The organism is Timonella sp. A28 (assembly GCF_051200815.1).
Lineage (GTDB): Bacteria > Actinomycetota > Actinomycetes > Actinomycetales > Cellulomonadaceae > Timonella.
The window spans coordinates 888,310-908,498 of record NZ_CP195159.1; the positions used below are offsets into that span (position 1 = coordinate 888,310).

17 protein-coding genes are annotated in these 20,189 nt (G+C 51.8%); 9 read left to right on the forward strand and 8 right to left on the reverse strand.

The window, feature by feature from the left end; translation table 11 throughout:
- Positions 1–13: 13 nt before the first annotated feature.
- Together sucB and ACR9EC_RS04265 are read left to right on the forward strand one after the other, a co-directional pair.
- Complete coding sequence (gene sucB / locus ACR9EC_RS04260; RefSeq protein WP_435300264.1) at positions 14–2,035, forward strand: 2-oxoglutarate dehydrogenase, E2 component, dihydrolipoamide succinyltransferase; 2,022 nt, start codon at positions 14–16, stop codon at positions 2,033–2,035.
- Positions 2,036–2,154: 119 nt separating this feature from the next.
- Positions 2,155–3,093 carry a TIGR01777 family oxidoreductase gene (locus tag ACR9EC_RS04265; protein WP_435300265.1) on the forward strand — a complete coding sequence of 313 codons (939 nt, stop codon included), beginning with the start codon at positions 2,155–2,157 and terminating at the stop codon, positions 3,091–3,093.
- Positions 3,094–3,152: 59 nt separating this feature from the next.
- On the opposite strand, the gene ACR9EC_RS04270 is transcribed toward ACR9EC_RS04265, so the two are convergent.
- The 3 genes from ACR9EC_RS04270 to ACR9EC_RS04280 form a co-directional block, all read right to left on the reverse strand.
- Positions 3,153–3,824 (reverse strand): amidase domain-containing protein, encoded by a 672-nt coding sequence (locus ACR9EC_RS04270; RefSeq protein ID WP_435300266.1) that lies wholly within the window; start codon positions 3,822–3,824, stop codon positions 3,153–3,155.
- The gene (locus tag ACR9EC_RS04275) at positions 3,821–4,558 is read right to left on the reverse strand and encodes a hypothetical protein (RefSeq protein ID WP_435300267.1); all 738 of its coding nucleotides are present in this window, start codon (positions 4,556–4,558) and stop codon (positions 3,821–3,823) included. The genes ACR9EC_RS04270 and ACR9EC_RS04275 overlap by 4 nt, the downstream gene beginning before the upstream one ends.
- Before the next feature lie 176 nt (positions 4,559–4,734).
- Positions 4,735–6,066, reverse strand: coding sequence for a hypothetical protein (locus tag ACR9EC_RS04280; protein WP_435300268.1), 1,332 nt, complete (start codon positions 6,064–6,066; stop codon positions 4,735–4,737).
- A gap of 168 nt (positions 6,067–6,234) precedes the next feature.
- On the opposite strand from ACR9EC_RS04280, the gene lipB reads away from it, so the two are divergent.
- The 3 genes from lipB to ACR9EC_RS04295 all read left to right on the forward strand — a co-directional run bounded on the left by lipB (position 6,235) and on the right by ACR9EC_RS04295 (position 8,738).
- Positions 6,235–6,879: a lipoyl(octanoyl) transferase LipB gene (gene lipB / locus ACR9EC_RS04285; protein ID WP_435300269.1), complete on the forward strand. Its 645-nt coding sequence runs from the start codon at positions 6,235–6,237 to the stop codon at positions 6,877–6,879.
- A 35-nt stretch (positions 6,880–6,914) separates the two neighbouring features.
- Positions 6,915–7,916, forward strand: coding sequence for a lipoyl synthase (gene lipA / locus ACR9EC_RS04290; RefSeq protein WP_435300270.1), 1,002 nt, complete (start codon positions 6,915–6,917; stop codon positions 7,914–7,916).
- A gap of 90 nt (positions 7,917–8,006) precedes the next feature.
- The gene (locus ACR9EC_RS04295; RefSeq protein WP_435300271.1) at positions 8,007–8,738 is read left to right on the forward strand and encodes a DUF4191 domain-containing protein; all 732 of its coding nucleotides are present in this window, start codon (positions 8,007–8,009) and stop codon (positions 8,736–8,738) included.
- A 52-nt stretch (positions 8,739–8,790) separates the two neighbouring features.
- On the opposite strand, the gene ACR9EC_RS04300 is transcribed toward ACR9EC_RS04295, so the two are convergent.
- A complete protein-coding gene (locus tag ACR9EC_RS04300; RefSeq protein WP_435300272.1) occupies positions 8,791–9,240 on the reverse strand; it encodes an RDD family protein in 450 nt (149 codons plus the stop codon).
- 215 nt (positions 9,241–9,455) lie between these two features.
- On the opposite strand from ACR9EC_RS04300, the gene glnA (ACR9EC_RS04305) reads away from it, so the two are divergent.
- Both glnA (ACR9EC_RS04305) and ACR9EC_RS04310 read left to right on the forward strand, forming a co-directional pair.
- Positions 9,456–10,880 carry a type I glutamate--ammonia ligase gene (gene glnA, locus ACR9EC_RS04305; protein WP_435300273.1) on the forward strand — a complete coding sequence of 475 codons (1,425 nt, stop codon included), beginning with the start codon at positions 9,456–9,458 and terminating at the stop codon, positions 10,878–10,880.
- 176 nt (positions 10,881–11,056) lie between these two features.
- Positions 11,057–12,319 (forward strand): AI-2E family transporter, encoded by a 1,263-nt coding sequence (locus tag ACR9EC_RS04310; protein ID WP_435300274.1) that lies wholly within the window; start codon positions 11,057–11,059, stop codon positions 12,317–12,319.
- Here ACR9EC_RS04310 and ACR9EC_RS04315 read toward each other — a convergent pair.
- The 3 genes from ACR9EC_RS04315 to glnA (ACR9EC_RS04325) all read right to left on the reverse strand — a co-directional run bounded on the left by ACR9EC_RS04315 (position 12,316) and on the right by glnA (ACR9EC_RS04325) (position 16,848).
- Positions 12,316–12,837 (reverse strand): hypothetical protein, encoded by a 522-nt coding sequence (locus ACR9EC_RS04315; RefSeq protein WP_435300275.1) that lies wholly within the window; start codon positions 12,835–12,837, stop codon positions 12,316–12,318. The two genes, ACR9EC_RS04310 and ACR9EC_RS04315, sit on opposite strands and share 4 nt — an antisense overlap.
- Entirely contained in the window at positions 12,806–15,430 is a 2,625-nt protein-coding gene (locus ACR9EC_RS04320; RefSeq protein ID WP_435300276.1) for a bifunctional [glutamine synthetase] adenylyltransferase/[glutamine synthetase]-adenylyl-L-tyrosine phosphorylase, read from the reverse strand. The genes ACR9EC_RS04315 and ACR9EC_RS04320 overlap by 32 nt, the downstream gene beginning before the upstream one ends.
- Positions 15,431–15,513: 83 nt before the next feature.
- A complete protein-coding gene (gene glnA / locus ACR9EC_RS04325) occupies positions 15,514–16,848 on the reverse strand; it encodes a type I glutamate--ammonia ligase (RefSeq protein ID WP_435300277.1) in 1,335 nt (444 codons plus the stop codon).
- An 81-nt stretch (positions 16,849–16,929) separates the two neighbouring features.
- On the opposite strand from glnA (ACR9EC_RS04325), the gene ACR9EC_RS04330 reads away from it, so the two are divergent.
- Together ACR9EC_RS04330 and panB are read left to right on the forward strand one after the other, a co-directional pair.
- Complete coding sequence (locus ACR9EC_RS04330) at positions 16,930–18,591, forward strand: NAD+ synthase (RefSeq protein ID WP_435300278.1); 1,662 nt, start codon at positions 16,930–16,932, stop codon at positions 18,589–18,591.
- A gap of 68 nt (positions 18,592–18,659) precedes the next feature.
- On the forward strand, positions 18,660–19,517 hold the full coding sequence (gene panB, locus ACR9EC_RS04335) for a 3-methyl-2-oxobutanoate hydroxymethyltransferase (protein ID WP_435300279.1): 858 nt from the start codon (positions 18,660–18,662) through the stop codon (positions 19,515–19,517).
- Between the two features lie 107 nt (positions 19,518–19,624).
- Here panB and ACR9EC_RS04340 read toward each other — a convergent pair whose 3' ends face one another.
- Positions 19,625–20,140, reverse strand: a complete 516-nt coding sequence (locus tag ACR9EC_RS04340) for a hypothetical protein (protein ID WP_435300280.1) — start codon at positions 20,138–20,140, stop codon at positions 19,625–19,627.
- Positions 20,141–20,189: the final 49 nt, after the last annotated feature.

The following is a 20,189-nucleotide window of genomic DNA, read 5'->3' on the forward strand; positions in this document are numbered from 1 at the left end:
GTTTGGAGACGTAATGTCTAACAACGTGCAGATGCCAGCACTTGGTGAGTCCGTTACCGAAGGTACTGTGACTCGTTGGCTCAAGAACATCGGTGACACTGTAGAAATCGACGAGCCTTTGCTCGAGGTTTCCACAGACAAGGTCGACACCGAAATCCCTTCACCTTTCGCCGGTGTTGTGGAACAAATTTTGGCTGAGGAAGACGAAGTCGTCGAGGTTGGTGGCGTTCTTGCTGTCATCGGCGATGGGTCGGGCGCCGCAGCTGCTCCTGCAGCTCCTGCACCAGCCGCTACCCCAGCACCAGCTCCAGCTCCTGTAGCAGCAACACCAGCACCAGCCGCCCCAGCAGCACCAGCTGCAACAGGTGGTGAAGAGGTAACTCTTCCAGCACTTGGTGAGTCCGTTACCGAAGGTACTGTGACTCGTTGGCTCAAGAACATCGGTGACACTGTAGAAATCGACGAGCCTTTGCTCGAGGTTTCCACAGACAAGGTCGACACCGAAGTTCCATCACCAGTTGCTGGTGTCATCACTGCAATCCTCGTCCAAGAAGACGAAACCGCAGAGGTCGGCGCTGTACTAGCAGTCGTTGGCGGAAGCGCACAAGCAGCTGCTCCTGCAGCTCCTGCACCAGCCGCTACCCCAGCACCAGCTCCAGCTCCTGTAGCAGCAACACCAGCACCAGCCGCCCCAGCAGCACCCGCTGCAACAGGTGGTGAAGAGGTAACTCTTCCAGCACTTGGTGAGTCCGTTACCGAAGGTACTGTGACTCGTTGGCTCAAGAACATCGGTGACACTGTAGAAATCGACGAGCCTTTGCTCGAGGTTTCCACAGACAAGGTCGACACCGAAGTTCCATCACCAGTTGCTGGTGTCATCACTGCAATCCTCGTCCAAGAAGACGAAACCGCAGAGGTCGGCGCTGTACTAGCAGTCGTTGGCGGAAGCGCACAAGCAGCTGCTCCTGCAGCTCCTGCAGCTCCTGCACCAGCCGCTACCCCAGCACCAGCTCCAGCTCCTGTAGCAGCAACACCAGCACCAGCCGCCGCCCCAGCAGCACCAGCAGCACCCGCTGCACCTGCAGCTGTTGCTACGCCAGCGAAAAAGAGCGGCTACGTCACGCCTCTCGTGCGTAAACTCGCTGCCGAAAAGGGCGTTGATCTATCGACCCTTTCAGGCACTGGTGTTGGCGGACGTATCCGTAAGGAAGACGTTCTTGCTGCCGCTCAACCTGCTCCAGCAGCGCCAGCTGCTGCAGCTGCTTCCGCACCTGCTGCATCGGCAAAGGCTGCTTCGACAGTTCTGCCTGTATCGCCACTTCGCGGTACAACAGAAAAGGCAAGCCGTCTGCGCCAGATCATTGCAGAACGCATGGTTGAAGCACTGCAAACGCAAGCTCAGCTCACCACGGTCATGGAAGTTGATGTTACAAACATCGTTAAACTCCGTACAAAGGTGAAGGAATCGTTTAAGGCTAAGCACAACGCTAACCTCACGTTCCTGTCGTTCTATGCTCTTGCAGCAACCGAAGCTCTTCAGGCTTACCCGAAGATCAACGGTGTTCTTGCAGACAAGACCATCACTTACCCAGCAACCGAAAACATTGGTATTGCAGTCGACACTGAGCGTGGTCTGCTTGTTCCAGTTGTAAAGAATGCTGGAGACCTCAACCTTGCTGGATTCGCTCAATCAATCAGCGATCTTGGGGCTCGTACCCGTGACAACAAGGTCAAGCCTGACGAATTGTCTGGCGCAACCTTCACCATCACAAACACAGGATCGGGTGGTGCTCTGTTCGACACCCCGATCGTTCCAGTCGGCACATCAGCGATTATGGGCACTGGAACTATGGTGAAGCGTCCAGCAGTTGTTAAGGGTGCTGACGGTGAAGATGTGATTGCGATCCGCACATTCACATACTTGTCGATTTCTTATGACCACCGTCTCGTTGATGGTGCTGACGCGTCACGCTTCTTGTCAGCTGTTAAGGCACGCATCGAAGAGGGTGCCTTCGAAGACAAACTCGGCCTGTAACCAACACGTCGCTTAAACATGGGTGGTGCTTTTCGTAAGAAAGGCACCACCCATGTTGGGTTTTACATGAATGTGCTGTTTACACGGCTAATATGAATCCCTTGTTTTACGATGGATGCATGCCACAGCCACGCACAATTGTTGTAAGCGGCGCTACGGGACTCATCGGTAGCCGACTTGTTGATGCCCTCGTAGACCGAGGAGATTCTGTTATTCGGCTTGTGCGTCAAGAAACATTGCGGCAGCACAAAACAGTTGTTCCTGCTGGAGTGCGCGATGAAGTGTGGGACCCACGGCAAGGCGTCCTTAACCCGCGTGTTCTTGAGGGCGTTGACGGCATTGTTAATCTTGCTGGTGCAAGCATCGGCGACAGACGATGGACCACAGAATACAAAGAAGAAATCCTTGCCTCACGAGTAGCTGCAACACATACGATCACGCAGGCTTTGCTGAAAACTGAAGAACCTGCGAAGGTGTTCCTTTCCGGTTCAGCAAGCGGTTTTTACGGTTTTCCTTCTCATCGGGTAGATGAAACTTCACCGGCGGGTGACACATATCTTGCACATGTATGTGAACTCTGGGAGCAAGCGGCACGCCCTGCTATGGCGCGTGGTACACGTCTGACAAGTCTGCGGACGGGGATTGTTTTAAGCCCTCACGGTGGCGCTCTTAAGAAACTTCTCTTGCCACTTCGCTTTGGTGTTGGTGGGCCGCTCGGTAGCGGTGATCAAGTATGGAGTTGGATAACTCTAGACGACCACATTCGAGCTTTGTTGTTCTTACTTGACGATTCACGTGGGTGGGGGCCAGTAAACTTGGTCGCTCCGCAGGCAGCAACGAATAAAGAGATCACGCAAGCGTGCGCGCGTGCGCTTCATCGCCCATCTTTTATGAAGGTTCCTGGGTTTGCCCTACGGATGGTGCTCGGTGAGTTTGCTGATGAAATATTGCAAGGCGTTGAAATCACGCCCAGCGTGCTTGTGGAGTTGGGTTTCCGGTTCAACCACGCCACGGTTGCGGATGCTGTGCAGTGGGCTTTTACTAACCAGTCAGGTTAAAAGAAACCATTGCGGACCAAGAAATGACAAGCCTTCAAATCGCCACGGAATTAATTGTATTAATTTGAAATATGTAAGATCTTTGTTCGCATTTTTGCTTTAACCGTTTTATCCGGTTCGCCATGATAGCCCCAGTTCCATGGTGCCCCATCACGGTCTGTGGAATGTTGCGCGATCTTGTCGCCTGAGCCGCCAGTCACCGAGTTATAGTTCTTTCTGGCAGTCACATCGTAATAATTAACGAAGTTTCCATAGCCTGTAGCTATAGCAAGATGTGACCAGCCATCGCCTTTACCCCAGTCGTACACATACACATCGCCTTTTGCAGCCGAAGTATATGCGCTACCCATCTTCTTCGTATAATGAGTAACTGTAGAACGCTTTTTACCCGGTTCTTCCCAAAATTCTAAAAAATGATCCACTGATGACCAACTGCGGGAATGTACATTTTTGTTACCATATGCCCAGAACGGATATCCGCTCTCTACTTCCTTTTTACCTCCAGCTAACAAGGCTTGTGAGACAAAGTTTGTGCAATTTGAGTAATAGTTTACATACGCTTTATTGCGGCACGCGGTGTTGTTGTTACACGCATAAATTTTTGCGTAGGCTGCGGCTGCTTTTCCGTTATATCCTGCAGCCTCTGCAACAGGAGCCACCAAAGTCCCAACCAAAAAAGCACACACCAAGATGAGCGCAAATACAAAATAGTTTAAAGATGCTCGGATCACTTTTCGCCAAACTCCCAAAAGTCAGTGTACTTACGTTCCGCAATAAGCCATCCATAGGTTGCTTGCGGAGCCCTCACAAGATCAATCTTGTACTGAGCGCGCGGGTTCGGCCTTTTTGTTCCATCTGCGCTTGTATAATCCATGTATCCAATAAGCTGCACATATGCGGTATCACCGGAAACCCGAACACCTTCAAACCCTTCAAGAACAAAAGCATTGTGCACAAAGGCAGAACTGAGATCAGCTCCTTGTATAACCTCTTCTTGCACACCTTCATTATTAGCCTTTAGCGAGAAATCTACATCGCTTTTATTTGCCCACACGTTTTCAAGAAGTTTTCTACGCTCTTCTGTTTTATCAGCACCTAAATTTAGGTTTTCATTTCGACTCTGCATCTTTACGGTCAATTCCCGACTTGGGTCTTCTGATAGAACCGTACCCTTTTCAATACGTCCCGGCGCTGTAGCATCAGTTAGCAAATTGGAAATTACACTTTTAATCTTCGCCACGTCACCCTCAGAACCTGCATCTGCGAAAGCAGGAAGACGCTTCGGACCTGACATATCGTCAGCATTGTGACCCGTTGGCTCCAAATCCTGAGCTTCGTTAATTTCGTTTTTCTTTTCAGGCGAAACCCCAGGGTCTATTGTCATAGCATTTGCAGTGAAAAGGCCCACGCCGAGCCCTAAAATACAGGCAATTGCTGCGCCTACTGCTTTAGTTCGAACACTCATCTCAAGGCCTCCAAACCACGATAACACCGGGCTAGATAATCAAAATTATATCAATTTGGACAATACTTGAATGCATCTCATTTCACAAGACTTAATAAATAAGACTTATATTGAATATTGATGGAATCCCCTGCCCAAAAACTTGTATTTGATGTCGCTCTTAGCCTTAAAGGTGATCATTGATCGGTCTGTGCGTGTGCAGTCGACAGCACCCATGTTCCGTTTTTGTTGACGACCTCAAAGATGACGTGTTCGGTAAGTTCATAGGGTTGTTTTTTATCGTGCATCAGAGTTCCTGTAACCGTGTAGTACGCTTGCACTGTTGCTGTGTGTTCTTGTTGAGTTAGTAAGTCCACTGAGTGAAAAGTAATTGCAGGGTTTTTAAGGGTGGTTGCGCTCTCTCGAAGCGATTGAATAACTGTGTTGGTGTGGTCTGCTATTTCTCCATGCAATATTGGGGATGGTTCATGACTGTCAGATTTGTGTGCGCTCTGTTCTGCAATATATGTGTATCTTTGCTGTACTAAGCCACGGACGATGAGCGGATAGACAAGATCATTAATGTAGGATCTTTGCACTATCGGCTGCTGTGCTATTGCTTGTGGTGGCGTATTGCGCTGTAAACCAAGTGCATAGCTTGCAATGCTTACGCTCACTACGACGATCCCTGCTATTGCTGCCCATAATGCGGGTTTGGGTATCTGTGGGATTAGTTTTTTCTGTGTGCGTTGCGCTTGCACTAGGGCTGTCGGATGCACCCACTGATCGTTTAGTTCTTCGTGGTGTGGGGTGTTTTCCGTGCTGCTCAGATTGATTTGTTTGAGCGTTGTTATGACTTCACCTAATGCGTCTTCACTATGTGGCCGTTCTCTAATTGCACGTAATGAGCCTTCAACGAGTGCAAGTTGTGGTTCGATACATAATTTTTCTGCCTGAATTTCTGCAACTAGTTCGATGAGCATATCGACTGAACTTTTATGTTCAGCTCTGTTCCCAAAGAGACTGTCGTTGCCAAAGCTTAGTTCGCATTGCGCAGACAGTTGATAGTTGTTGTGATTATCGACGACAACATCCTGTGTTGATAAGCGCATGGGAGTTATATACAGCGAACGCAGGAGTAAAAGAGCAGACGAAACGCTGATCAGGACCTCAACGACGTTGTGTGTGCGCAAGTTTTGTTCTTTGCCTGCAGCGAGAGGCTGTGCTGGTTCTACTGCAAGCGCACATAAGTCGTTGAGGTCTACGCTTTGGACTATGCCTTGGATGCTTGGTTCTGAGCGTAGTTCAGAGAAGGTGGAGATAACGCGTATCCAGTATTCGCGTGCGTGGGCGCTTTGTTCGTCTTCCCCTATCCAAATGCAGTGGAGGTCTACCTGCTCGCCTGAGTCGGTGGTGGCTCTGTGTGCCGGTATGTGGCTGGTAGGGGTATTGTGTCGAGGTAGGGGTGCAGAAATGCGGATGCCTGCTTGTGAGAGCGTTGCAATATCTGATTCGTTGAGAATACGCACAGAACTAGCAAATCGCACTTACATGAAGGCTTTGCTGTTTTCTACAGGGTAGGGCTACCCGTGTCTATTTTCTGCTGAGTGCACAAAAATTGCTTTTTACACACATTTACATGATCCCATTTTTTGAGAGAGTGCCCCTTCAACCCTTGTGAAGTTTACGGTGTAATCATGGAGTTTTTGGATCTCGGTGTAGGCACACGCACTAGTGCATTTGTTGAAACCCTTGAACTACAGCGCACGCTCCACTCAGACGTCGCCGCTGGAATCCGACCCAACACAATCATTTTTGTGGAACATGCCAGTGTGTACACGGCTGGCCGACGAACTCGTAAACATGAATACCCGCAAAACACCCACGTTATTGACATCGATCGCGGTGGAAAAATCACATGGCATGGGCCCGGTCAGCTTGTCGCATATCCCATTGTGCGTTTGCCAGAGCCGCTGGATGTTGTCGCATATGTTCGTACACTTGAGCAAGCAGTCATGAACGTGTGTAGCGACTTCTCCCTAAACACGCATAGGGTCACTGACCGCAGCGGTGTGTGGCATCGGTCGCCCACGCTTCCGCACGACAACAAAATATGTGCACTTGGTGTTCGAGTCTCGCAAGGTGTCACAATGCACGGACTGGCATTGAATTGCTCTAATTCTCTTGAACCTTTTAACGCCATCACTCCATGCGGCATTTCTGATGCTGGAGTAACAACACTCAGCACAGAAACATCGTCGCTTATTACGCCGGCGCAGGCTCTTGCTTCGCTGGAATATCACTTAACTGAACAGCTTAAAGAACTTGGCGTATCTGCCTAAATCTCCTCACGCACACCCACACTAAGGAGCTTCCTATGGTTTCGTCACCAGAGGGCCGCAAACTCTTACGAATTGAAGCACGAAATTCTGCTGTCCCTATCGAGAAAAAACCCGAGTGGATTAAAACTCGAGCCACGATGGGCCCTCAGTACAGTGAGCTGAAGGGGCTCGTCAAAGGCGGTGGCTTGCACACTGTATGCGAAGAAGCAGGCTGCCCCAACATTTTTGAATGCTGGGAAGACCGCGAAGCAACATTCCTCATTGGCGGTGACCAATGCACTCGTCGCTGCGATTTTTGCCAAATTGATACGGGCAAACCTGCCACATTCGACCCCGATGAGCCTCGTCGCGTTGCTGAATCTGTTCGTTCTATGGGACTGAAATATTCAACTGTTACAGGCGTAGCACGTGATGACCTCGCCGACGGCGGTGCATGGCTGTATGCGGAGACTGTGCGACAAATTCACGCACTCAACCCAACAACAGGTGTTGAGCTCTTAATTCCTGACTTCAACGCTATTCCCGAACTGCTCGACCAAGTAAATGAATCTGCACCTCAAGTACTTGCGCATAACGTGGAGACAGTCCCCCGTATTTTTAAAGCCATCCGACCCGGATTCCGCTATGAGCGTTCCTTGTCTGTCATTACACGGGCACGTCAGGCAGGGCTTGTCACAAAGTCCAATTTGATCCTTGGTATGGGCGAAACCACTGAAGAAATCGTTGAAGCTCTTGAACAACTTCACGAAAGCGGTTGTGACCTCATCACCATTACGCAATATTTACGGCCATCAAAACGACACCACCCGGTTGATCGTTGGGTCAAACCTGAAGAGTTCGTAGAACTTGCTCAAGAAGCTGAACGAATTGGCTTCCTCGGGGTCATGTCTGGTCCACTCGTGCGCTCGTCCTACCGGGCTGGACGTTTGTGGGGGCAAGCCATGACTAAAAAGGGACGCACGATCCCCCACGAGCTCGCTCACCTTGCCCAAGAGGTCGTTTCTCGTCAAGAAGCGTCCGCTCTTTTGCAGAGATAAACAGAATTACACCCTGTCGTTACCTGCATACCTATAAGGCAACAGCGGTATTTGGCTTTTTTCATGGAAACAACCCACTAGACTAGGTACATGGCTCGAAAGAACACCTCCAACGACGCAGTTACTGATGCGCCTGCACAAAAGCAGAAGAAACCAAAGAAGACACGGTGGTATCACCAAGTCGCGCAAGTTTATAAGCTCACGGTTCAACACGATCCAAAAGCTCGCTGGGCGATCTTTGGTGTTGCTGCCGGTGTCCTTGCGCTCTTTGTCCTTGTTGGTTTGCTCTTCAATTTGGTGTGGTACTTCGCCGTAATCGGCTTATTGTTCGCACCTCTTGGTGGCATGTTCGTACTGGCTCGAAAAGCAGAGAAAGTACAGTACAGCATGCTCGAAGGGCATGAAGGCGCGTCACGTGCAGCTCTTGGAACGTTGCGTCGCGGTTGGTCCTTCCCAGAAGAACCAGCGCTTTTCGATGCAAAGAGCAAAGCCGTTGTGTTTCGCGGCATCGGACGCCCTGGTGTAGTTCTAGTTTCTGAAGGTCCAGCCCGACAAGCAGAAAAGCTTGTTGAGAAGGAAGAGAAACGACTTTCTCGCGTACTTCCTGGTGTTCCTATCCACGTTATTGCGTGTGGAAACGATGAAGGTCAAGTACCGCTTCCAAAGTTGACTCGTGCCGTACAAAAGCTCAAACCAAAATTGACTCGTGCTGAGGTCTCAGAGGTGCACAAGCGCCTCACAGCACTCGGTCAGGTTAAACTGCCTATCCCTAAGGGAATCGACCCTATGCGTGCACGCCCAGATCGCAAAGGTATGCGCTAATTTTTCATAAAAAATGTGGGGCCAACAAGTGTTGGTCCCACATTTTTTATATTTATCGACGAACAACCAAGGTACGTGCTGCTTTGTCGTGCAAGCCGCGTCCGTCTGCGTCCCAAATAACCGCTGGTATTACGAGGCACAAAAGAATTGTTCGCATGAGCCCACGTGCAAAACCAATATATGTGCTGTTGTTCTCTTCTGGCCGCACCCGAATACCGCACAGCACATGCCCTAAAGTGTTTCCGATTGAGGACACACACACGAAGTGGACAACCGCGAACACTCCCAGCGTGGCCATGGAATGAAAATCAAAAAGTAGCCACGACACAGCAGAAGCGGCAGCCCAATCAATGATGAGGCCGCACACGCGCCGCCACAGTGAAGCAAGAGAGCCGCTCCCCTGCTCGGGCGTACCGAAACGACCTGCATTATCCTCGGAGTTAGCCGTATTGTGTGTAGGCGATCCGTGCAGCCATGAAGAAAAATCTTTACGTGTAACCACCCTTTGATGCTACGTGGATACCACATTATTCACCCCTCAAATCAAGGGGTAACCTATGTCACACAAGCGAAAGTGCCCACATTACGCTACAAAAATGTCACATGAAGAGCAGTTATGTAACATGAGCGAAACACAAGGTACACCCTCGAGAAACGCCAAGCCCATATTGTCATTACTAGCCTCAATATAGGGCTCCAGCGACCAAGGAGACTCGGATGTTTAAGACCGCTGAGGAGGCAATTGCCTTCTTGAAGGAAGAAAACGTCGAATTCGTCGACGTGCGATTCTGTGACTTGCCCGGCCAAATGCAGCACTTCAACGTACCCATCGGACAATTCGAAGAATCTGCCTTCACCGAAGGAATGATGTTCGACGGGTCATCAATTCGCGGATTCCAAGCAATCCACGAATCAGACATGAAACTGATCCCAGACATCACAACCGCCTACGTAGACCCGTTCCGCAAGCGCAAGACCCTCGTCGTCAACTTCTCAATCGTTGACCCTTTCACGTCCGAACCATACTCACGTGATCCTCGTAACGTTGCAGCAAAAGCTGAGGCATACCTCAAATCGACAGGTATCGCAGACACTGCTTTCTTTGCTGCCGAAGCAGAGTTTTACGCATTCGACGGTGTTCGCTACCAAACCACGCCAGGTTCTACCCTGTACGAAATCGAATCCGGCACAGCAGCTTGGAACATGGGCCGCGAAGAAGAAGGCCTCAACCGCGGATACAAGACCCGCCTCAAAGGTGGATACTTCCCTGTTTCACCGAACGACCACTTCGCTGACTTCCGTGACCAAATCTGTGCTGAACTCGAAGAAGTTGGCCTTGAAGTAGAGCGCGCACACCACGAAGTTGGAACCGCAGGCCAGCAAGAAATCAACTACCGCTTCAACACCCTCACCGCTGCCGGCGATGACCTGATGAAGTTCAAGTACGTTGTAAAGAACTCCGCTTGGGAACAAGGCAAAACTGTTACGTTCATGCCTAAACCAATCTTCGGTGACAACGGTTCAGGTATGCACTGCCACCAGTCACTATGGAAAGACGGCAAGCCTCTCTTCTTCGACGAGAAAGGCTACGGAGGTCTCTCCGACCTCGCCCGCTGGTACATTGGTGGACTCCTCAAGCACGCACCAGCGTTGCTTGCGTTCACAAACCCATCAATCAACTCGTACCGTCGTCTCGTGCCAGGTTATGAGGCGCCAGTTAACCTCGTATACTCGGCACGTAACCGCTCCGCATGTATTCGTATCCCAATCACAGGATCGAACGCAAAAGCAAAGCGTGTTGAGTTCCGCGTACCAGACCCAACAGCAAACCCATACCTTGCATTCGCGGCTCAGCTTCTCGCTGGAATCGACGGCATCAAGAACCGTATCGAACCACCAGAGCCAATCGATAAGGACCTCTACGAGCTCCCACCAGAGGAACACGCTCTCATCGAGCAGGTGCCTGCGTCACTCGACGCAGCACTCGACGCTCTCGAAGCAGACCACGACTTCCTTACCGTTGGTGACGTATTCCCAGAAGACCTCATCGAAACCTGGATCGCGTACAAGCGCGAAAATGAAATCGACCCGATTCGTCTTCGTCCACACCCATACGAGTTCGAGTTGTACTACGACATCTAAACATTCGTAGACATATTGTGTGGCCTAGACGTGCATGAATGCGTGTCTAGGCCACAGTCGTTCGCGCACAAACTTTCACAAAAAACACGACTCTACGCAATCTCTACCTGTTTTCCCTGCAAACGAGGTGTAATTTCATATAAGGGGTTATTAACAAAAGTTTTGTGGGAGTTGTCATGAAAGCAGTACAGCGTGCGAAAGCGTGGGCTTCACGTAATAAAAAACGTAAAGCGATCTCGCCGCCAGTCACACCTCATGTTGCCCCAGCTGATCCTGTTACAACGGCATCGCCCGATAACCCACTCAGCGAATACAACAACAAAGATTTGCCTGAATGGTTCACGGTAACTCGCCCACCACGCTGGCTCCCCCGCGCACTCACCTCCATCGTGTTTACAGTGTTCATTGCCACATTTATTTGGCGTGCGATGGGATCCCTAACCGGCCTCTTCATCAACCTCGTTATTGCGCTGTTCCTTGCCCTCGCTATGGAACCAATGGTCTTGTGGCTGGTGCGCCGTAAATGGAAACGCGGCGCAGCAACTGGTGCAGTACTCATCGGATTGCTAGTTTCTGCTCTTACTCTTATCGCTGTCTTCGGACAAATGTTTATTGAGCAGGCTGCACAACTTATTCTTTCGCTACCAGACACCTACGAATCGTCTGCAATGTGGTTAGAGAAACGATTCGAAGTTGATATCCCAGAACTCAACGAACTCCAACGACAACTCATTAATGAATACGGCGGCGACGCAGCCAACCAAGCATTAGCGATCGGAGCATCCATGCTTGGGGTGCTATTCAATATTTCTGTGGTGCTGCTTGTCGCCTACTATCTGTCAGCTGCAGGACCAAAATTCCGTGCCTCAATTTGTGCGTGGCTTCGCCCATCAAGCCAGACTGAGGTGCTCCGCCTATGGGAAATCACTCAAGGGAAAATCTCCGACTACATCAACTCTCGTGTTGTTTTAGCGCTCATGAACACGTTTTGTACCTGGATTTTCTTAGAAATCATTAACATTTCCTACTCGCTGCCGCTCGCAGTATTCACCGGTGTGGTTTCACAGTTTGTGCCAACCATCGGAACCTATATTGGTGGTGCGCTGCCGGTTGTGTTCGCATTAACAAGTGGTAGCATCACGAAAGCCCTCGCCATATTGGCGTTCATTATCGCCTACCAGCAAATTGAAAACTTGTGGCTGTCCCCGCGCATTTCAGCGAAAGCACTCCAGTTGAACCCGGCAGTCTCTTTCGTAGTGGTTCTAGGCTTTGGCGCCGTGTTCGGGGCGCTTGGGGCGTTCCTTGCTTTACCCATCGCAGCGACGATTCAAGCAATTGGTTCTACCTATTTGCGTCGTCACGAACTTATTGATTCAGAGATGCTGCGCGACCCTAGCCACGTTCGCGGCTCGGGTGATGCAGCTTCAGAGCGTTCCTAATACCCGTAAAACAGTTTTTCCATGACGTTCCGCGAACGACGAGCCCTGCGCAGATAGTCTTCTTCTAACGTTGCTGCCTCACCTATTGGATAGTGCAAGACTCGTGCAATTCCGTTGAGGTCGCGACGGTCGGAGGGAAGCACATCCGCGGCGGCTCCACCTACCCGTCCTGTCCACAACACGATTGCATCTCGTAGTTTTGACGCAAAAACCCACGCGCTTGCTAATGTTTCGCAGTCCTCTTCATCGACAAGACCAAGGTTCTGTGCCGCATACAAACCAGCAAGAGTTTCTGTAGTACGCAATTCTTTATGTTCACCGCCGTACTGCATTTGCCACAGTTGGACAAGCCACTCCACATCAGTGATAGCGCCTCGCCCAAGTTTCAAGTGACGCATGGGGTCGACTCCACGTGGCAGACGCTCAGACTCCACCCGTGCTTTGATACGACGAACTTCACGGGTTGTAGCCTCGTCGATACCACCTTCACGGTAGCGGATAGGATCCACAAGTGACATGAAATCGTTCTGTAAAAGCTTCGTCACCTGCTACGGGTCGGGCACGAAGCAAAGCTTGGCTTTCCCACGCTTCAGACCAACGACTGTAATATTCCGCATACGAATCTAATGAGCGAACAAGTGGACCGCTCCGGCCTTCCGGACGCAGATCTGCGTCAACAGATAACGGTGGTTCTGGGTTCGTGTGGGTGAGCAGGCGGCGCACTTCCAACGCGACTTCTTGCGCGTACGCTGCAGCGCTTGCCCCATCGCTTAACTCACGTGAACGGTACACAAACATTACATCTGCGTCTGACCCGTACCCCATCTCGCGCCCGCCCATGCGGCCCATAGCAATGATTGCGAACTCTGCAGGCTCTTGTTCTTTTGCGTACGACTGTGCAGCCAACACTGTGCTGCGTGCAATCCGTAACGCGCTCATAACCGTGACGTCTGCGATGTCGGTGATGCCTTGTGCCGCATCACGTGGTTCGGTGCGCATCAGTAACTCGGAGCAGGCTATGCGCGCTAACTCTCGACGCCGTAAGGCACGTATTGTGGTGGCGGCTTGTGCGGGATCATCGGCTCTGGTGAGGATGGCATCAGCTTCAGTGATCAGTCTGCTTTTTGAGCGAATAGCAAGATCAGCATCGCCATCAAACCAGCGGATGGCTTCTGGCGAACGGCTAATAGCTTGAGCAACATAATCGGATGTCGACAAGACGAGCGCTAGCCTTTGCGCAGCTGAACCTGAATCCCGTAAAAGCTTCAAATACCAGTGTGTGCCGCCCAGTTCGTCGGAAAGCTTACGAAACGCTAACAGCCCGGAGTCAGGTGCCGCTCCTTCAGCGAACCAGCCAATGAGTACAGGCAGTAACTGCCGCTGTATAGCTGCCCGACGAGACACTCCCTCAGTGAGTGCGTTAATGTGCCGCATTGCCCCTTTCGGGTCACGGTAGCCGATTGCTGCGAGACGTGCCTGTGCGCCTTCTGCTGATAGTGTCGCTTCTTCTTGTGAAAGCTGCGCCGTAGCGGGAAGGAGCGGCCGGTAAAACAGCGCCTCATGTAACGACCGAACTTGACGTTTCACCAATTTCCAGCGGGCGTTTACTTCTTCAATGCTGTTTCGCCGTATACCTAATGCGCGAGCTAGCACTTCTAATTCATGAGGTTGTGTAGGCATCAGGTGCGTGCGATGCAGCTGCCGTAGTTGCACCCGATGTTCTAAGACGCGAAGGAACCTGTAACACTGTGCAAGTTGTATAGCGTGTTCACGCCCGACATATCCGGCTGCGGCTAGTTGAGATAACGCGGTGAGTGTGTGTGACGATCTTATGCTTTCGTCGAGACGCCCGTGCACGAGTTGTAGCAACTGCACAGTGAACTCAACATCACGCAACCCACCTTTACCCAGTTTTATTTGCCGTTCAGCTTCGGCAGGTTTGACATGGTTTTCCACTCTGCGGCGCATTGCTTGGGCGTCTTCAACAAAGTTTTCCCGTGTTACTGCCTGCCACACCATCGGGTTCATTGTGGCAATGTATTGCCGTGAAAGTTCGCTATCACCCGCAACGTGGCGGGCTTTGAGTAGAGCTTGAAACTCCCATGTTTTAGCCCACCGTTCGTAATATTGGGTGTGGCTTGCAAGGGTGCGAACCAGTGGCCCTTGTTTTCCTTCTGGCCTTAATGCAGCGTCCACAGCCCATAATGCTGGTTCGTTTCCGACCTGTGCGCATGCGAGCGCGAGGTCGCTTGCGAGTTGGGTGCCTATTTCTGTGGCGTATGTTTCGTCGTATCCGTCTTCGGGTTCAACAACGTAAATAACGTCGACGTCTGAAATGTAGTTGAGTTCTCTGCCGCCTGTTTTACCCATGCCGAGGACTGCTATGCGCACGCCGCGTCCGTGGTCTTCGTGGTGTGAGCGGGCGATTGCAAGGGCTGCTTCGAGGGCTGCGGCTGCGAGGTCGGCTAGTGCTGCGGCGACGTCGGTGAGGATTTCTTGTGGTTCAAAGTTGGCGAGGTCGATTGCTGCGATGCGTAGCAGAATACGTCGGTATTCTTTGCGCATGAGTCCGGTGTAGTCGGTGTCTGTGCTGTTTGTTGATAGTTCGCCGGCTACTGGGGTGTGGGCGTTGGGGTGTGCGTGAACGGCGTGGAGTAGGCGTTCACGCATGTGGGTGCGTTCGGTTTCGAGTGTGTATGTGTAGTCGAGGACGTCGGTGAGTAGTTCGGGGCGTCTGATGATTTCGTCGCCGAGGGCTACTGATTGTCCAAGTACGGAGAAGAGCCGGTTGATGGATTCGGCGCGTTGTTCGGCGTGTTCTTCTGTCTCGTTTTCTGGTTTTTCAAATAGTTGAGTGAAGAGCCGTGTGGTGTGTTGGTGTTCTTTTCCGGCTGCGTGTAGGGCTCCGCATAGTCGTACTGTTGCGAGCAGGCCAAGGTCTGGGTCTGAGCAGTGGGATAGTGCGTCGAGTAGGACGTGTTGTGCGGTGATGGGTCCGAGAACAGCGCTGAGTTCGGGGTCGTCGCATAGTTTTTCTGCGCGTTTTGCGTTTGTAACCCCGAGTCTGATGAGGCGTCTGGTCACGGATTGGGTGCGTGCTGGATCATTCATGGGGAGCCTTGGCCGGTATGTCGGTGGATGGTTTTCGGCACGACGTGTAAGGGGCACCGGTTATCCGATGCCCCTTTAACGTGTTAGAGAACTTGTAGCAGTCGTTTGATTTCGAATGGAGTGACTTGGGAACGGTATTCGTCCCATTCCGCTCGCTTGTTTTTGATGAAGAAATCGAAGACGTGTTCGCCGAGGGTTTCTGCGACGAGTTCTGATGATTCCATGATGGCAAGCGCCGCATCGAGGTTTTGCGGTAGTGGCCTGATGCCCATGGCGCGTCGTTCAGCGTCGGTGAGGCTCCATACGTCGTCTTCTGTTGCGTCTGGGAGTTCGTAGCCTTCTTCGACGCCTTTGAGTCCCGCGGCGAGTGTGAGCGCGTATGCCAAGTATGGGTTGGCTGCGGTGTCTATTGCACGGTATTCGATGCGTGAAGAGTTTGATTTCCCTGGTTTGTACATGGGGACGCGGACGAGTGCGGAACGGTTGTTGTGGCCCCAGCACACGTACGATGGTGCTTCTGCGCCGCCCCACAGTCGCTTGTACGAGTTGACGTATTGGTTTGTGACGGCTGTGATTTCTGCGGAGTGGTGCAGGAGGCCGGCTATGAATTGGCGTCCTGTTTTTGATAGCTCGTATTGGGCGCCTGGCTCGTGGAAGGCATTCCTGTCGCCTTCAAAGAGGGATAGGTGCGTGTGCATGCCTGAGCCGGGTTGGTCTGCGAGTGGTTTTGGCATGAACGACGCGAATACGCCTTGTTCGAGGGCGACTTCTTTCACAACGGTTCTAAATGTCATGAGGTTGTCGGCTGTGTTGAGGGCGTCAGCGTATCGTAGGTCGATTTCGTTTTGGCCTGGCCCGGCTTCGTGGTGCGAGAATTCAACGGAAATTCCCATTGATTCGAGCATGGTGATGACTTGTCGTCTGAAGTCGTGGCCTGCTGGGCGGGCTACGTGGTCGAAGTATCCGCCGTGGTCGATGGGGACGAGTCGGCCCCCTTCGACTGGTTGTTCAAAGAGGTAGAACTCGACTTCTGGGTGGGTGTAGAAGGTGAAGCCTTTTTCGCTGGCTTTGTCCATGGCTCGTTTGAGGACGTTGCGTGAGTCTGCGAGTGACGGCACGCCGTCTGGGGTGAGGATGTCGCAGAACATTCGTGCTGTGCCTTGGGTTTCTCCACGCCATGGCAGTAGCGAGAATGTGGTGGGGTCTGGCCGTGCGATCATGTCGGCTTCGTATACGCGGGTGAGGCCTTCGATGGCGCTCCCGTCGAAACCGATTCCTTCTTCGAAAGCCGATTCGAGTTCTGCTGGTGCTATCGCAACGGATTTGAGCATGCCAAGCACGTCAGCAAACCATAAACGCACGAATCGGACGTCACGCTCTTCGACTGTGCGGAGCACAAATTCTTGTTGCCTATCCATAGTTAACATCTTGCCTGATAAGTCGGGTCAGAAACGAGCGGGCGCGCAAAAAATCTCAAGAAACCGAATAAGGTTTATGTCATGGCTGAGTTACGAATCGCGATTGCGCAGATCGACACGTGTGTCGGTGACATTTCTGGGAATGTTGAAAAAATTCTTTCCTGGACCCGAAAAGCCTCTGAGCGTGAGGCTGATGTGGTGGTTTTCCCTGAGATGACGATCACTGGATACCCGATTGAGGATCTTGCGCTTCGTGGGTCATTTCAGCGTGCTGCCGAACGTGCTTTGTTTGATATAGCGCACACCCTTGAGGCTGAAGGCCTCGGTGACATTCGTGTTGTTGTTGGGTCGTTGGGTGCGTTGGCGTTGTCTGATCATGTCCCTATGGATCGTCCAACGAACCGTGCAGCCGTGTTGTGTCACGGTTCCGTTGAGGTGGCATACGACAAGCATCACCTGCCTAACTATGGTGTTTTTGACGAGTACCGGATTTTCTCTTCGGGGAACACCACCACCGTTTTTGAGGTGAAAGGTCGTCGCCTTGGGTTGGCGATCTGTGAAGATATTTGGCAAGATGGCGGGCCAGTCGCAGAACTTGAAGACGTCGGAATTTCGGTGTTGCTGACGTTGAATGGTTCACCATTTGAAGAAGGTAAATCTCAGGTTCGGTTGGAGCAGGCGCAACGCAGAGCACGCGCTGTTGGGGCGCCTTTGGTGTACGCAAATTCTGTGGGTGGGCAAGACGACCTCGTGTTTGATGGTGGTTCGTTTGTTGTTTCAGCTCACGGTGAGGTTGTTGCTCGGGCGCCAAAATTTGTTGAAGATTTGCTGCTGTGGGACCTCGCTGAAGATGACGAAACCTGCAAGTTCGGGCCTATCGCGTCAGCCCTTGAACCTGATGAAGAAACATATAGGGCCATCATGACTGGCTTGTCCGGCTATTTCACTAAAAACGGCTTTAAATCTGTCATTTTGGGGTTGTCGGGAGGCATCGACTCTGCGCTTGTAGCCGCGGTTGCTGCTGACGCGATTGGCGGCGAAAACGTGTATGGCGTGTCTATGCCTTCCGTGTACTCGTCAGAACATTCAAAAGACGACGCCCACGATTTAGCGCAACGCATTGGCGCCCACTACCGTGTACAACCTATTGCGCCTTTCGTTGACGCGTTCCAAAGCCAACTGCATTTAACTGGTGTCGCAGAAGAAAACTTACAAGCACGCATGCGCGGCATGACATTGATGGCGTTATCAAATGCTGAAGGCCACCTTGTTTTAGCGACAGGAAACAAGTCTGAGCTCGCGGTCGGATACTCCACAATTTACGGCGACGCCGTGGGCGGGTACGCCCCCTTAAAAGACCTCGACAAGTCCCGTGTGTGGGAACTATCGCGGTGGCGCAACAACTATGCGATCGACCGCGGTGAGATTCCGCCCATCCCAGAAAGCTCCATCACAAAACCACCATCGGCAGAACTACGCCCCGGCCAAGTCGACCAAGACTCACTGCCACCCTACGACTTACTAGATGCTGTTCTTGACGCACATATTGAGCATGCCGAAGGACGTGCGGAGCTTCTAGAGCGCGGCTTTGACGCACACGTCGTCGATAAAGTTGTGTCCCTCGTTGACCGTGCCGAGTGGAAACGCCGCCAATACCCACTAGGACCTAAAGTAACTGCTCTAGCGTTTGGACGAGACCGCCGCGTCCCGATTACATCACGTTGGCGCGAGCCTGAAATGTAGCGGTTTCGCGTTAGGCTTTTGAGTAAGGGGATGATCAGTCCCAACGTTTCGAATTTGAGGCATAGAACATGACTGAGCACGTTTCACACCAACGATCAGACACTTCTGCTCCGCAAGCACCCGTGCGTAAGCGTTTCCGCGTTCAAGATTTTGCGCGGTCCAAAAATGACGGACACAAACTGACTATGCTCACCGCATACGACGGCGTGACCGCCCGCATTTTTGACGAAGCTGGAATCGACCTGATTCTTGCCGGTGACTCTGTGGCAGACAACATGCTGGGTTATGAAAACACTTTGCCCGTAAGTTTGGACGAAATGATTGTGGTGGCACGTTCGGTGTCTCGCGCAACCAAGCACGCCATGGTTGTTGCAGATCTACCTTTCGGGTCATATGAGGCTTCCCCCATTCACGCATTTGAAACCGCGGCACGCATGATGAAGGAATCCGGTGCGCATGCGGTCAAGCTTGAAGGTGGCGCTCGTATTGCGGAGCACATTCACTTGTTGACGTCCTCAGGTATTCCTGTTGTTGGGCACCTTGGTTTGACGCCACAGTCAGAGAACATGCTGGGTGGTAAGCGTGTGCAGGCTCGTTCTGATGCTGCTGCTGAGCAGTTGTGTCAGGATGCGTTGGCGTTGCAGGATGCTGGTGCTAGCGCTGTGGTGTTAGAGATGGTTCCTGCGCCGGTTGCGGCTCGTGTCACCGAAATTTTGGCTATCCCTACCATTGGTATTGGTGCTGGAACCGAAGTTGACGGTCAGGTTTTGGTGTGGACTGACATGGCTGGCATGGGTGATTGGTCGCCTCGTTTCGCCAAGCAGTTTGGCAAGGTCGGGCAGGCACTGTCTGATGCCACACGCGACTACATTGCAGCGGTGAAGGACGTGTCTTTCCCAGGACCTGAGCACACGTTCGAGAAGTAGTAAGTCTTGGTTTTCTTTTAAGGGTGTGGCACGTCTCCGCGTGCCACACCCTTTACTTTTGAACCACCTGAAATGGCTTTTTCACAAGGTCAGTATTGGTGTAGTGGTTACCGCTTGTGGAGTTCATATGCTTGCGTGAATAGGTACGATTCTTTGGTAATCGCGCCGGAGTCAAGCGGAAGGACGCCCGTGGCAGCCCATAGTGTTTCTCTTAGCCACTGTCCGAAGCCCGCTACACGGAAGTTCCCGATGTCTGTGTTGTTTTGACTTGTGCGTTCAAGCAGTACGATAAGCCTCTGCATGCCGCTTAGTTCGTCTTGTATCGTGTCCCACTCATCCCGTGGCAGCCCCGAATATTCGTCTTCTTCGGGCGGCCATTCTTTCATTTCATGTTCTATGGCTCTAGCACGTGAAGCTAATAAAGCAGGGTCACATATGGTGTACGCTGCCACAACAAGTTCAGGGTTTACGAACTCGTCAAACAAAGCCTCCGTATATTTTTCATAATCAAAAGACACAGCACCGAAGGTTTTAAGCCAGTGTGCAACACCTTCGATTCCTTGAATTTCCGCAACGTGATACGTGTTGCGGGCTTGGTCTAAAAGTTTTTGATAGGCAGTCATAATTCCTCTACGCATGTTGGGGCGCGCCACTACATTCGCTGCGTAGCAA

Bases quoted from the DNA above. Each gene is read 5' to 3' on its own strand.
- lipB (WP_435300269.1), top strand. From the start codon at position 6,235: ATGGAGTTTTTGGATCTCGGTGTAGGCACACGCACTAGTGCATTTGTT.
- ACR9EC_RS04295 (WP_435300271.1), top strand. From the start codon at position 8,007: ATGGCTCGAAAGAACACCTCCAACGACGCAGTTACTGATGCGCCTGCA.
- glnA (WP_435300277.1), bottom strand. From the start codon at position 16,848: ATGGATAGGCAACAAGAATTTGTGCTCCGCACAGTCGAAGAGCGTGAC.
- ACR9EC_RS04320 (WP_435300276.1), bottom strand. From the start codon at position 15,430: ATGAATGATCCAGCACGCACCCAATCCGTGACCAGACGCCTCATCAGA.
- ACR9EC_RS04330 (WP_435300278.1), top strand. From the start codon at position 16,930: ATGGCTGAGTTACGAATCGCGATTGCGCAGATCGACACGTGTGTCGGT.
- lipA (WP_435300270.1), top strand. From the start codon at position 6,915: ATGGTTTCGTCACCAGAGGGCCGCAAACTCTTACGAATTGAAGCACGA.
- glnA (WP_435300273.1), top strand. From the start codon at position 9,456: ATGTTTAAGACCGCTGAGGAGGCAATTGCCTTCTTGAAGGAAGAAAAC.
- ACR9EC_RS04275 (WP_435300267.1), bottom strand. From the start codon at position 4,558: ATGAGTGTTCGAACTAAAGCAGTAGGCGCAGCAATTGCCTGTATTTTA.
- sucB (WP_435300264.1), top strand. From the start codon at position 14: ATGTCTAACAACGTGCAGATGCCAGCACTTGGTGAGTCCGTTACCGAA.
- ACR9EC_RS04310 (WP_435300274.1), top strand. From the start codon at position 11,057: ATGAAAGCAGTACAGCGTGCGAAAGCGTGGGCTTCACGTAATAAAAAA.
- ACR9EC_RS04315 (WP_435300275.1), bottom strand. From the start codon at position 12,837: ATGTCACTTGTGGATCCTATCCGCTACCGTGAAGGTGGTATCGACGAG.
- ACR9EC_RS04340 (WP_435300280.1), bottom strand. From the start codon at position 20,140: ATGACTGCCTATCAAAAACTTTTAGACCAAGCCCGCAACACGTATCAC.
- ACR9EC_RS04265 (WP_435300265.1), top strand. From the start codon at position 2,155: ATGCCACAGCCACGCACAATTGTTGTAAGCGGCGCTACGGGACTCATC.
- panB (WP_435300279.1), top strand. From the start codon at position 18,660: ATGACTGAGCACGTTTCACACCAACGATCAGACACTTCTGCTCCGCAA.